This is a genomic window from Paenibacillus xylanilyticus (assembly GCF_047246825.1).
Taxonomy (GTDB): domain Bacteria; phylum Bacillota; class Bacilli; order Paenibacillales; family Paenibacillaceae; genus Paenibacillus; species Paenibacillus xylanilyticus_B.
The window spans coordinates 1-13,163 of the sequence record NZ_JBFOLB010000007.1; the positions used below are offsets into that span (position 1 = coordinate 1).

Below are 13,163 nucleotides of genomic sequence, written 5' to 3' on the forward strand. Positions count from 1 at the left end.
TCGACTTGCATGTATTAGGCATGCCGCCAGCGTTCGTCCTGAGCCAGGATCAAACTCTCCAATAAAGATGAATTTCAACAGCGCGGTTAGACGCCATGAAAATCATCTAGGGTATTGAAAAGAGCGATTAGCTCATTTTGAATCTGACGAGATTAAAAATCTCAATTGTGCTTCGAAATCATAAAGTCAGATGACTTGTACCGATTTCTCAGCGTCGATCTTGCAAGCAAGATCGTTACTCACTCGTTGTTCAGTTTTCAAAGATCAAACTTGATTTATTTCATTCTTTTTCGTCAACCTCATTTTCAGCGGCGACTTAAATAATGTATCACATTCAAGTTGTTTTCGTCAAGAACTTTTTTTATTTCTTTTTTTGAAGCATTTGTTCTTAACCTTTCCCTCAACGATTTCATCATGTTTTAACGATTAGCTCGTTTAGGGAACGAAATATAATGTATCACATTCTCTATTTGTGAGTCAACCTGTTTTTATTAATTTTTTATACAAACAAAAAAGGAAGGTTTCCCCTCCTTTTACTGAACGATATAAACTAGGTTAGGTGCCTTGTTCAGGCTTCAATCCAATACCGGATTTCCCGCCCCTCGCCTCCTATTAAGGATGGCCAACCAGCCGACTCTTTTACTATAGAACGAAACACCAGCTTCCGAAGAATTAATGGCAGGTCTTCCCCCACAAACCTCAATTGCGGATGATGGACGAGCTCATCTATGCTCCACGCTTCCTTCCGACTTCTAATAACCCGCAGAAGCAATTCGGAACAATCGCTCATTTTGGACATGACAGAAAATTCACAGGCGAGGAGGACGAGTTCCACCCGCTGCTCCAACGTCTCCGAACTAACCGTCAGCTCCTGATAGAGCTTCCAGAGTGCCCGGTCCAAACTCTGCACATGTGTCCAAACGGCATGGTCAGGGTATACTCCCTGTTCGATCAGTACAATCCTGGCCCAGTTACCCAGAGCCTCCAGTACATTGTAATACGCATCAACGACATGTCCTTCCTGGATGTGCCGCTTGGCTTCAACATACATTCTGAGAAAGCTTGCGAATTCGTGCAGCAGCTTTTGTTCGCGCAATTCCAATCCAAAAGCGGATAATTCTTCTCGCAGGGCACTTAGGGCACCATCTGCTTCCCAAATAATCTCGCCCTCAATCAAACATTGCATCAGATTGTTATTGTCCCCGGTAATTACACTGCTCTGCAGTTGATGACGCCCCGCGTAGATCATTTGATAACGCAGATCGCCATATCGGTAATGCCCAACCTTCGATATAATCTGATCTGTATTACAGACAATGAGTACAAGCAGTTCAAAATCCTGAATCAGGGAGCCGTGGAATCGCTCACCCGGATGGGAATAAGCGATAGCCCCAACTGCCCCTGACTCTTCCGACTGTCCGGACAAAAAAGCTAGGTTCTTTAATTCCACGATTCCCTCCATACAATTCATGGCAGATAAGCGCCAAGTCAGTTATAATGTAATTCTACATGCATACTGAAGTTTCCTTCTTTTCCAGGTCCAATACTACTCATACGATGGGAGCATTTTTCATGGTGTTTAAATCAGCTAAAATTAATGCTTTTCGCACTTGGGGATTGCTGCTTACCATGCTAGGCATGGGCCTAATGGTACTGGGAACTGCCGGAATTGTGTTTTGGGGACATGCAGGCAAGGTGTTTGCTGCCGTGGGACTCGTTATCGGTCTGGTTGCCATGATGGCCAGTTTGGCCATTTACTTTTGGGCCGGCATGCTGTCCACGAGCGCTGTTCAAGTAGATTGCCCCGAATGTGGCAAATTGACCAAAATGCTTGGCAAGACGGATCGCTGTATGTTCTGCCATACGATCCTCACCTTGGATCCCAATCAGGCCAACACAAACCGCCCTCATCTGAAAGCGCCTTCTCCACCACCTACTGACGTGGATCACGGCATAAGTCCAAAGGGTTAGCCTCTCTTCTCATCTAAGATCAAGAGCAAACAACAAAAAGGTCCGGCGTATAAACCGGACCTTTTTTGCATCTTTTTCAATTAGTGACTCAGGTTCATATAAATAAATAAGTTCAATAACCGTTTTATTTTTAACGCCCCACCTGCTGTAACGTCTGCCAGGCTGAAGCATTGGCAAAACTGCGATTCCAGGCGGCTACACCACCCAACTTCAATGAATCAATCAGATCCACACGAGCCTGTAATGAAGTAGCATCTTCGATCCAGATCTTTTTGGTGGCTCCGTCTTCGGAGTATTCCACATAATTCTGTCCACTGTCTTTATCCAGCACAGGTTTGAGCTCCTTCTCTTTGATCAGATCGGCTACGGTATCCATGCCTACCGCTTTCGAGGACACTTTAACCTCTCCCTGTTCGTCTGTTTCCTCTGTCCAGATTCGTGTATATAGCGGAACAGCCATGATCAATTTGTTTGAAGGCACTTCATCTTCTTCAAGAATTCGTCTCATGGAGGACTCAGTCCATGGCAGTGAAGCTACGGAACCAGCCTTCGGACTGGCAGCCCAATGTTCATCATATGCCATAACCACAATATAATCGGCAAAGGAACCAAGTGAACGTCGATCCAGAAAAGCAGACCACATCTCACTATTCGATTTTGGAGTTACATCTACAGATAGCATCAGTCCGTGTATACGAGCCATCGCCTTAATCTCACGAACAAATTGAGTGATGTTGGGTCCATCTTCTGTATATACGTTCTCAAAATCAATATTAATACCATCCAATTGATAGGTATCGGCGTATTCCAGCATCTGTTCGATGATATGCGTGCGTGTCTCATAAGACGACACCGCTTCTTTTGTAATATCCGGGTCAAAACTGTTATCCATCAGACCCCAAACTTCCATCCCGGAACGGTGAGCCCAGTTAACATACGCTTTGTCAGCTTTGCTTTTCAAGTTGCCTTGCCCGTCCGTAATATGGAACCACGTTGGACTGACGACATTAACACCTGGCATCTTACCGATGGAACCGACATCGGGCTGACGATTGTACACAGCCTCCCACACCAGATTTACCGATTTGCTCTGCCACTTCTTCTCTGCTGCAGTCAACGTAAACTTGGGCTTGTCCAGCACCTTTTTCTCTGTGAGAGAAACATATTTATTGTCCACGTATCCAGCATAGCCATTATCCAGCTGAACAAAACTCTGTTCATCACCCGTTTGCCATACCCGGACTCGGGCGTTCTGTTCCATATCTGCAATAATCGGGGATGACTCCCCACCACGTTTATACAAAGGAACGGTTTTATCTGATTTGGATGACAGGGTATCAATCTCCGCATATTGAATCGTGTCTCCTCCACGCATCAACAGCACGGCACCCGTGGTCGTATCCTCCTGAATGGCTATGCCATAAACTTCCTTCAAAGGTTTTAGCGGGATATATGCCTCTCCTCCAATGACCTCCGGCTTGACGGACATGGGATAATCCCTATGATTAAGTTCCGCCTTGGTGCTGCCTTCCTTCATATGAAGCACACGTTGCGGCGTCGCAATAATAATATCACCTGTGTCCGCTTCATATCGTATGCCCGGATCAATGGCCTCCTGAAGCACCTTCACAGGCAGCTTAAGCTGTTCTCCCGTACCCGAAGCTTCACCATCCATCAACTGTCCATTCACAAAAACAGGCTGATTCATTCCGAGCCAATCGGGATCTTCGTGAATCTGTTTGAGCCATACATTCGTTATAAACCAATACGCACCCCCTGCAATAAGACAGGCCCCTAAGAACCCAGGCCAGAACGAGCGTCGCTTCTTCTGCCGTGTATTTCTGCTTTTTCTACTCAAACGCCTACCTCCGTTAATCATGCTGAATCATGAAGATATATTTGCAGCTTGAAAACCATGATGTATTTTTTCCCAAAAACAAAAAACGTGTAGAATCCAAACTGAATTCTGCACGTTAATATTGTAATTCAACTCTCTTAATCCCTGCAACTTTTACAAACACCATAAACTTCCAAACGGTGTCCATGGACTTCAAATCCTGTACTCGATTCTGCCTGGAGCTCAACGCTTTTGAGCGAAGGATAACTGAAATCTTCAATTTTACCGCATTTATCACAAATGACATGGTAATGATCCGTTACATTGGCATCGAAGCGGCTGGAGTTATCTCCGTATGTCAATTCCCGAACCATGCCGGCTTCCAGAAACATCTTCAAATTGTTATATACAGTCGCCACGCTCATACTGGGAAACTGGGGTTCAAGCGCACGGTAAATTTCATCGGCTGTCGGATGCCCCATGGATTCCATCAGATAATTCAATATGGCATGGCGCTGGGGTGTAATACGGACACCGGTCGTTTTCAGATGCTCCAACGCATGTTGGACACGTGTTGCCATAAAACCCACCGCCTTACCTTTCATTCTCCTAAGAAGACCAGATCATTTATCGTCTTATCTATCAGAGTTGATTCTTAACAAAGAACACGACTTTCAATCTTTCCTGCCGTGTAACCTTGCCATTTATTATTTATTGTACGGCGATTGTAAGTTTATTGTCAACGCGGCAGTTACGGAACTTCAGACGTATTGTCCTGGAAATTGTCTCCGTTTTCGGTGGTCTGCTCCAAATTCTCGTCTGTGTCTTCCACGTTTGAAGTGTTCACTTCCGTCGAAGGCACATCGGGGTTACGATTAATGGTAAGATCGCTGTTCCCCTCAATTTTAACTCTGTATTCCCCTTCGCCCAGCTGGCCTTCTATGGTTTTATTTTGCACGGTAAATGGCAGGTCCGTCTTCAGATCCCCATAACTGCTGGAGCCGCTCAGACTGTAATCCCCCTGATGCGGCAGCAAGATGCTGATTGCACCAACGGCGCTGTATACATCCCAATCCCCGCCAACTTTGGAGGATACGATGCTGATGCTGCCATTAAGGGACTGAGCCCTGATCGCAAGATTGGCACCATCCAAAGTAATATTTCCGTTCCGCGTTTCAGCGGTAAATTCACCTATAGAATCGGTAATGCTGATGCTTCCCACCTGTGTCGTCAAATCCACATCCCCCGAAACTCCGCGAGCTTTCATGTCTCCCCGGTTACTATCCAGATCCACATTCCCCATGGCATTGGCCACAATGACATCACCGTTTAGCGTTTTGCCCGAAACGTCACCTACCGCATTCGTAATTCGGATACGTCCATTCCCCGTCTCAGCAAAAATCGTGCTAATTGCCTCCGGACGGTTTAACAATATGGCTCCATTGGAAGTACGAATATCGAGATTGAAACGCCGGTCATCCGGAATAGTGATGGTCATATTCATTCGCGGCTGTGTTTTATCGTTCTCTCCATAAGTCTTGCCCGTTGCCGTAATATGAATAACCTTGGTACCGTCTGTCTCAATAAACGATGCATCTGCCACAGCCTTTGCCTCTACCTCAGTTGTCTTATCTACCCATACTACAGTTCGTACCTCTATCTCGTCCGTATCCCCGCGTTGTACCGAGATATCCCCATTCACTCCTTGGACAACAAGATCGGACGTATCCATTCCAACAGGCACACGAATTGTTCCCTTGTCTTGCATGTATCCTGCTGCCTGGCTATAATCCATGGATGCTGCACCCAGATTAAGGCTCACTCTGTTCCACAGGTGCATGTAATGATCCTGTTCTGTCACGATAAATACGGAAGCTGTAAGGACAAGGGAAACCAGAATGCCTTTTGCATCCGGCCTGAAACGAATCTTTACTTTCTCATCCTGCAACTCATCTGATAATGCCCTTTTCTTGCTGCGTGTCCACAGGAATAACAGTATGTATTCCACACCCAATACAATGAGCAGCAATGGCCACCAGTCGACCATTTCATATACGTAGTCCGTTCCCCACCGTTTATCCAAAATCAACAGCACACCGACCGCTATGATTAAGGCGGCAGCCGTATAGCGACCGACCCGGACTTTACGGTTCATCACTTTCCCTCCTTGATTTCCCATCTATACTTTCTTTTTGCGCAGCATGACCCAGATCTCTCGTCCAAACAGGATCAGCCCACCGATAATTAACAAACCGGCAAATACATATCCACCATATACAGCTAGAATTTCCTGGAACCAGCGGGGTTTACGGAAAAACAGGACCATCAGTCCGCCACCTATTATCAGCAGGAGCCCAAACGAAATGCCTCGCTCCCAAGCCATAAATGCTTCACCAATGGCTCGTTCGCTTGTTATAGGCTTGTCCATATTTCCCTGGGTTGCGGCTCTACGTCTGCGCATCATGACCCAATCCGCCGATTGTAGTACATCGAATACATTGTAAAAGTAGATTACCGGAATGAACAAAGCGAGCAAAATTAAAAGAGGTACATTAATCTGTATGCCAATGGACGAAAAATATAAAAGTGCCGACAGGTCGAGCAATACTAGCAGCATAAATGTTAAACCTCTCATATACAGCCGCAAATAGATATGTCCCAGACCCGGAATCACCGCACTTAGCAGTCCGGCAACAAATTTATGTGTCCGATTCCGGAGCGGCTTTGTTTTGGTCTTTTGTCCGTTTCTCCTCGATTGACGTTTTCTTTTCATGACATACTCCTTTCTTATGAAATCGTATTCCCGCTCTTCATGCATTTGGTTAGATAGTACCCTAAAGAGCCCGGAGAGTAACTGGTAAAAATATGGGTATGACCAAAAACCCTCCGGCACAGCAGGCTTGTGGAGGGTTTTCGATCATTTATTCTATCGACACTTTGGTCACATGTTCCCATTGCCTTAATTGGGTTACCAGTTGTACGGTATTGAGTTCATGTGGCACATGCACATGGAGCACAATCTCAATTTTGCGCTCAACCGAAATTATTTCTGCAAAGGCTAAATCCTGCTCATTTACTGTGATTTTACGTATCTTGATCTTCTCTTGCTCCATAAATGAAGACACCTGTTCCAGAAAACCGGGTTCTGACAGCGTATGGAGTGTCACAACATGCAGTTTGTTCCCCCGTATATACCTGAGCTCCAGCTTGTTGAATACCCATAGATTGAGCAGTACCAATACCGTAGATACAATCGAGGCAAAAAAGAATCCCGCGCCAGCAGCCAGTCCGATGGCTGCTACAACCCAGATTGAAGCTGCAGTGGTGAGTCCTGTAATGGACTTTCCGGTAAAGAGAATTGTACCCGCTCCGAGGAATCCGACACCCGTAATTACTGCCGTAGCCAAACGGGCCGGATCAATCCTTACATTTAATTCATTGGCAAAATCTTTAAAACCATAAACAGACAACATCATAATCAGTGCAGACCCAAGACACACCAGAATATGGGTACGCAGACCAGCAGCATGATTGGAACGTTCACGCTCCAGACCTACAAGTCCTCCAAGCAGCATGGCCAGTAATAATCGCAATAAAATGTGCCACTCATCGATAAACCAGGGATTGCCCAAAACTGGTATTCCTCCTCCACAAAGTTCACATGATTAATGTTTATTCTTATGAAATGTCGTTAATTCCACGCCAGGCGCAATCGAAATAACCTCTACGGGTTTGAATCCGAATTTGGTATACAAACTCACTGCTGGCTGGTTCAACGTGCCGGTTGAAACGATATACCGAGGAAGATTGGGATACTGCTCAAACACATGTCTCATCAATGCAGCAGCAATGCCTTTTCGAAAATGCTCAGGGTGCACCATCATGCGTGTAATCGTCAACGTGTTCTCCTCTTCCTCAGCCACAGCAACGGCACCAAGAAGCTCTTCATCATCGTCCACTAAACCGTAAAAGGTCTCTCCGCAGCTTTGCAGGGATTCAATCGTATCCATCAAAGGCGGAATTTCCTGAAAACCGATCATCTCTGCTTCCAACCGATATGCTACATGCTGAAGTCTCCATAGCTGCCCCGCCGTCTCCGGATCATTCAACGCCAACAATTGAATCTTCATATCCGCTCTCATCTCCTTCGTACGCTGCTAAATCCGAATTACAAGAGTACATCCTTGCCTCACAAAATAAGAAAAGAGGCTGTCACAGGGACGAGCCTCTTTCTGTCCGGCCTCACCGGATGGATTAGCGGTTCAGTACATCTGCAAGCAGTTGATTAACCAGACCCGGATTAGCCTTGCCTTTACTTTCTTTCATCACCTGACCAACCAGGAAACCAATCGCTTTCTGTTTTCCTGCTTTGTAATCTTCCACGGATTGAGGATTGTTCGCGACAACCTGCTCAACAATGGCGAGAATGGCACCTTCGTCACTGATTTGTACAAGACCTTTTTCCTCAACGATTTGCTGTGGTAACTTGCCGCTCTCCAGCATTTCCTTAAAGACGGTTTTGGCGATTTTGCTGCTTATCGTGCCTTTTTCAAGCAATCCGATCATTTCACCCAGTCCCTGACCCGTCAGAGGCACCTGGGACAATTCCAGGTTGCTGTTGTTCAGATAACCAAGCAGATCACCCATAATCCAGTTAGATACAGCTTTGGCATCCTGGGTATATTTCAGACTGTCTTCAAAAAGATCAGCAACCGCTTTGGAAGAGGTGATCACCTCTGCATCATAATTAGGCAGTCCATAATCAGCAGTATAACGGGCTTTGCGCTCGTCCGGAAGTTCAGGGATCGAAGCTTTGATTCGTTCCTTCCAAGCTGCATCAATATGCAGTTTCACCAAATCCGGATCCGGGAAATAACGATAGTCATGCGCTTGCTCTTTGCCGCGCATCGTCAGCGTTTTCCCTTGTGCCTCATCCCAGCGACGTGTCTCCTGTACCACTTCACCGCCGTCATCCAAAATTTCAGCCTGACGGAACTGCTCGTATTCCAAACCGCGCTGTACGCCACGGAAAGAGTTCATGTTTTTCAGTTCTGCTCTGGTTCCCAGCTTCTCCTGCCCATGCGGACGCAAACTGATGTTGGCGTCACAACGCAGGGAGCCTTCTTCCATTTTCACGTCAGACACATCACAGTACTGCATGATTGCACGCAGTTTTTCCAGATAGGCACGGGCTTCTTCCGGAGAAGAAATTTCCGGTTCGGATACAATCTCCACCAGAGGTGTACCCACGCGGTTGAAGTCGACCAATGAAGCATAGCCCCCATCAACGTGAGTAAGCTTACCCGCATCTTCTTCCAAATGAAGACGGGTGATGCCGATTCGTTTCGTTTCTCCGTTGACTTCAATGTCAATCCATCCATTTTCACCGATCGGTTGATCAAATTGCGAAATCTGATAGGCTTTCGGAGAATCCGGATAAAAGTAGTTTTTACGATCGAATTTGCTAACATCAGCAATGGTACAGTTGAGGGCCATGGCTGCTTTCATGGCATAATCCACAGCCTGGCGATTCAGTACCGGCAATACGCCCGGATGTCCGAGACAGACCGGACAAGTATGGGTATTCGGCGGTGCTCCAAAGGCCGTGGAGCAGCCGCAAAAAATTTTGGAGTTGGTGTGCAACTCCACATGGACTTCAAGTCCAATGACCGTTTCGTATTTAGATGCGGACATTTCAATATTCCTCCGTTCCGGGCAGTCTACAGCTGCGGACGCTGCTTGTGGAATTCCGTATTTTGTTCAAACGCATGCGCAACGCGCAGTACAGTTGTTTCATCAAAGGCTTTACCAATAATCTGCATGCCGACTGGCAATCCTTCCGAGAAGCCGCATGGGATGCTTACTGCAGGTACGCCTGCCAGACTGACCGGAATGGTCAGGATATCATTAAGATACATTGTGAGCGGATCATCCACCTGAGAACCCAATTTGAATGCGGTCGTAGGGGCAGTTGGTCCAATAATGACATCATATTTGGCAAATACATCATCGAAGTCCTGTTTGATCAATGTACGGACTTTTTGGGCTTTCAAGTAATAAGCATCATAATAACCGGAGCTGAGTGCATACGTTCCGAGCATGATACGACGCTTCACTTCCGGACCAAAACCCTGGCTGCGGGACTGGTGATACAGATCCAGCAGGTTGTCCGGGTTATCAGCACGCACGCCATAACGCACACCGTCAAATCGAGCCAGGTTGGAAGAAGCTTCTGATGAAGCCAAGAGGTAGTACGTAGCAACCGCATATTCGGTATGCGGAAGGGATACCTCTTCCCAAGTGGCGCCGAGTCCCTCGAGCACTTTCAGGGCAGAGAGAATGGTCTCTTTGACTTGCGGATCAACGCCTTCACCGATGTATTCCTTCGGAACAGCAATGCGCAGACCTTTGACATCTCCTGTCAGTCCACTTAAATAATCCGGAATTTCCACTTTTGCGGATGTCGAATCTTTGGCATCGTAGCCGGCAATGGCTTGCAGCACATAAGCAGAATCCTCAACATTTTTCGTCAGAGGTCCAATCTGATCCAGGGAGGATGCAAATGCAACCAACCCAAAGCGTGAAACAAGTCCATAGGTCGGTTTCATGCCGACAACTCCACAATACGAAGCGGGCTGTCTGATGGAGCCGCCTGTGTCTGATCCCAATGTGAAGTAAGCTTCTCCTGCAGCAACAGCTGCTGCTGAACCACCGCTGGAGCCACCTGGAACACGGTCCAGTGCCCATGGGTTACGAACAGGATAGAAGCTTGAATTCTCATTCGAGCCGCCCATGGCGAATTCATCCATGTTCAGTTTTCCGATCGTCACGGTATCTGCAGCTCTCAACTTCTCGACAACCGTTGCATCATACACCGGGTCGAAGTTGCGCAAAAACTGGCTGCCGCACGTGGTGCGCAGTCCGTTCGTAACGATGTTATCCTTAATCCCTACCGGCAATCCAAAAAGCAAACCTTTCTCCTCACCACTGACGAGCCGGTCATCCAGCTGACGTGCACGGGAACGCGCCTGTTCTTCATCCAGTGCAAGATATGCTTTAACCTTGTCTTCACGCGCACCAATAGTCTGGTACGCTTGGTCCACCAGGTCGCTGACTGACAACTCCTTGGCATGCAGCTTGTTATGTAACTCAGGCAACGATTGTTCAAATAAACTCACGGTTTTTCGTCCTCCTTCCGGTTATCCGTTACTCCATTACAGCAGGCACTTTAAACTGCCCGTCTTCTTCTTCCGGTGCATTCCGCATCACCTGTTCAATCGACAGGCTTTCCTTCGTTTCATCTTCGCGCATCACATTGCTGACGTGCAGAACGTGAGTGGTTGGCTCAATGTTCTCTGTATCCAGCTCATTCAGCTTCTCTGCATATTTTAAAATCGCGTTCAGCTGTCCTGTTAGCGTCTGTTCTTCTTCAGAAGTCAAATTGAGCCGGGCCAGCTTGGCCACATGCTGAACGTCATTATTCGAAATACTCATTTCCGGATGCCTCCTTCATTTCGTTCAACTTCCCGAAACTGCCTGAAACGAATCGCTCGTTTAACGGGCTAAAGTCCCAAGATAACTTTTTTCATTATAGGGGAGATGGTTCGACAATTCAATGCAAATGACCTGACTTGTCCAATAAGCAAAATAACCCCAATCCATGGAGTTCGTGTAATTATCAAAAAAGAGCCGGCATCAGCCGACTCTCTAAAATCCTAAATCCAAGCACGCAGATTAACCTGCTTTATAAAATCCGCTTGTGACATAACATCGTTCGCGGTTTCCTCTTCCTCTTCCACAGCTTGAAAATCTCCGTTCATCAGATGATGAAACAGCTTCTCATTGTGTGTCGCAAGGGCGTAATCTATCAACGCTTCTCGCTCGACCCGCTCAGCTTCCTGCTTCAGCAGAACCTCTTCCAGATCTACGTCGCCGGATGGAACGAAAAAGTTCCGGTTTACCTGCGGCACTCGAAGCACGTAATCGAACGCATTGTCCGGATTCCGGTCATAAGCGATGATGAATCCATATTCCCCCACAGGAAGATTCTGCTCAAACGCATCCGCGACGATGACAACCTTTTCTCCTAATCGCAGCATCGTCTAACCTCCTGGTAGTCTATCTTTAATATTTATTTGTATAGTCTACTAGAAAAGAATAACGATGTCTACGATTACTAGAATTAAACAACATATTTGTGCAAAATCTTTTTATATCCATAGAACCTGCCGCCGATCGTCCACAATATTCGTTAGGATCGTTTGCGCTCTGATCGAACAACAACCAACCAATATACAATAAGAGGTGTCGGAAATCCGGTGATTCCCCACAATCCCCACAACCAGGGGAAACGCCCACGCTTACGTGCATCCTGAAAAATCCATGTCCCTTGCACAAACAAAACAATTGCGATCAATATTAGCCAAATCGGAGAAATCTCATTCAACGAATAATGCATATTACTCATGATGGGCTTCCTCCTTCCGATTCTTTCCTGCCCAGATTATTGCCGCTATAACTGCTGCCCCTACGCCGATTGCCTGGATACCCAAATAAAGAGCCGGAGCAGACAGGAACAACAACGCCCCAGAAGCGATAACCAACAGTCCCACAACCCAGAACAGGATCATTTCGATCAAATTCTTCCGACGTTTGATACGTCTTCGTTCCCTGACCTGCACTTCGAGCGAAGCTAATGAAGGGATGCTGACAGGCTCATATGCATCGTCCAGCACTTTCATCTGCTGCTGGAGTCGTATCAGGAGTTCCTGCTCATCTTGCTCATCCGTCCTGCTCATACTTACCCCAACTCCTTTCTCAATTGACGAAGGCCATAGGCCGTACGCGATTTCGCCGTTCCGGATGGAATACCGAGCATCTCCCCAATTTCATCATATCCATAACCATAATAATGCTTCAGCAGAACAGCAACACGATGCTCTGGTGTCAGTCTTGTCATCGCATCCATGACATCCGTCCATTCTTCATTCCGGCTCTCGAACTGCCAGCGGAATCGTCTTATGGCCTCACTCCGAATCATATCCAGCCAGCCATTCTCTCTTTTCTTACGCCTTGTCTTGTCAATATATATACGGGTGGCAATCGTAATCATCCATGACGAAAAGGCAGACGAACCGTCATAACGGTGAATGTTCTCCATACATCGGATCATCGTATCCTGCACCGTCTCTTCAGCAACATTTGGATCCATCGTAACCTTGACCAAATATTTGTACACAAAAGCATAGTGTCGTTGAAGCAGTGCTGCCAGCGCACGATCGTCTCCTTCTGCTGCTCTGCGGACCTCTTCCAATTCGGCTGCCTCCATCTAGTTCATCACCTGCTTCCCGTTTAT

15 protein-coding genes and 1 rRNA gene are annotated in these 13,163 nt (G+C 46.8%); 1 reads left to right on the plus strand and 15 read right to left on the minus strand.

Annotated elements, in window-relative coordinates:
• Together AB3N00_RS26340 and AB3N00_RS26345 are read right to left on the minus strand one after the other, a co-directional pair.
• A 16S ribosomal RNA gene (locus AB3N00_RS26340) occupies positions 1-65 on the minus strand; the annotation flags it as partial.
• Between the two features lie 503 nt (positions 66-568).
• Positions 569-1,450, minus strand: a complete 882-nt coding sequence (locus AB3N00_RS26345; RefSeq protein WP_413037223.1) for a nucleotidyltransferase-like protein — start codon at positions 1,448-1,450, stop codon at positions 569-571.
• Between the two features lie 122 nt (positions 1,451-1,572).
• Here AB3N00_RS26345 and AB3N00_RS26350 point away from each other — a divergent pair, with 122 nt between their 5' ends.
• A complete protein-coding gene (locus AB3N00_RS26350) occupies positions 1,573-1,971 on the plus strand; it encodes a DUF2614 family zinc ribbon-containing protein (RefSeq protein ID WP_413037224.1) in 399 nt (132 codons plus the stop codon).
• Between the two features lie 130 nt (positions 1,972-2,101).
• Here the strand turns inward: AB3N00_RS26350 and AB3N00_RS26355 are convergent, their stop codons facing one another.
• The 13 genes from AB3N00_RS26355 to sigY all read right to left on the minus strand — a co-directional run bounded on the left by AB3N00_RS26355 (position 2,102) and on the right by sigY (position 13,136).
• Positions 2,102-3,850: a glycosyl hydrolase family 18 protein gene (locus tag AB3N00_RS26355; RefSeq protein WP_413037225.1), complete on the minus strand. Its 1,749-nt coding sequence runs from the start codon at positions 3,848-3,850 to the stop codon at positions 2,102-2,104.
• A gap of 116 nt (positions 3,851-3,966) precedes the next feature.
• Positions 3,967-4,389 carry a peroxide-responsive transcriptional repressor PerR gene (gene perR, locus AB3N00_RS26360; protein ID WP_024631328.1) on the minus strand — a complete coding sequence of 141 codons (423 nt, stop codon included), beginning with the start codon at positions 4,387-4,389 and terminating at the stop codon, positions 3,967-3,969.
• Positions 4,390-4,559: 170 nt separating this feature from the next.
• The gene (locus tag AB3N00_RS26365) at positions 4,560-5,963 is read right to left on the minus strand and encodes a DUF4097 family beta strand repeat-containing protein (RefSeq protein WP_413037226.1); all 1,404 of its coding nucleotides are present in this window, start codon (positions 5,961-5,963) and stop codon (positions 4,560-4,562) included.
• Positions 5,964-5,987: 24 nt separating this feature from the next.
• On the minus strand, positions 5,988-6,581 hold the full coding sequence (locus AB3N00_RS26370; RefSeq protein WP_413037227.1) for a hypothetical protein: 594 nt from the start codon (positions 6,579-6,581) through the stop codon (positions 5,988-5,990).
• 148 nt (positions 6,582-6,729) lie between these two features.
• Entirely contained in the window at positions 6,730-7,440 is a 711-nt protein-coding gene (locus AB3N00_RS26375) for an MgtC/SapB family protein (protein WP_413037228.1), read from the minus strand.
• Positions 7,441-7,473: 33 nt separating this feature from the next.
• Positions 7,474-7,938: a GNAT family N-acetyltransferase gene (locus AB3N00_RS26380; protein WP_413037229.1), complete on the minus strand. Its 465-nt coding sequence runs from the start codon at positions 7,936-7,938 to the stop codon at positions 7,474-7,476.
• A 124-nt stretch (positions 7,939-8,062) separates the two neighbouring features.
• On the minus strand, positions 8,063-9,502 hold the full coding sequence (gene gatB / locus AB3N00_RS26385) for an Asp-tRNA(Asn)/Glu-tRNA(Gln) amidotransferase subunit GatB (protein WP_095292521.1): 1,440 nt from the start codon (positions 9,500-9,502) through the stop codon (positions 8,063-8,065).
• Positions 9,503-9,528: 26 nt separating this feature from the next.
• Positions 9,529-10,986 (minus strand): Asp-tRNA(Asn)/Glu-tRNA(Gln) amidotransferase subunit GatA, encoded by a 1,458-nt coding sequence (gene gatA, locus AB3N00_RS26390; protein WP_175395354.1) that lies wholly within the window; start codon positions 10,984-10,986, stop codon positions 9,529-9,531.
• 28 nt (positions 10,987-11,014) lie between these two features.
• Positions 11,015-11,302, minus strand: coding sequence for an Asp-tRNA(Asn)/Glu-tRNA(Gln) amidotransferase subunit GatC (gene gatC / locus AB3N00_RS26395; protein WP_175395353.1), 288 nt, complete (start codon positions 11,300-11,302; stop codon positions 11,015-11,017).
• Positions 11,303-11,523: 221 nt separating this feature from the next.
• On the minus strand, positions 11,524-11,907 hold the full coding sequence (locus AB3N00_RS26400) for a hypothetical protein (RefSeq protein WP_024631336.1): 384 nt from the start codon (positions 11,905-11,907) through the stop codon (positions 11,524-11,526).
• 152 nt (positions 11,908-12,059) lie between these two features.
• Positions 12,060-12,275, minus strand: coding sequence for a hypothetical protein (locus AB3N00_RS26405; RefSeq protein WP_413037230.1), 216 nt, complete (start codon positions 12,273-12,275; stop codon positions 12,060-12,062).
• The gene (locus AB3N00_RS26410; protein WP_413037231.1) at positions 12,268-12,606 is read right to left on the minus strand and encodes a DUF5345 family protein; all 339 of its coding nucleotides are present in this window, start codon (positions 12,604-12,606) and stop codon (positions 12,268-12,270) included. Before AB3N00_RS26410 ends, AB3N00_RS26405 begins: the two co-directional genes overlap by 8 nt.
• A gap of 2 nt (positions 12,607-12,608) precedes the next feature.
• On the minus strand, positions 12,609-13,136 hold the full coding sequence (gene sigY / locus AB3N00_RS26415) for an RNA polymerase sigma factor SigY (RefSeq protein WP_413037232.1): 528 nt from the start codon (positions 13,134-13,136) through the stop codon (positions 12,609-12,611).
• Between the last annotated feature and the right edge of the window lie 27 nt (positions 13,137-13,163).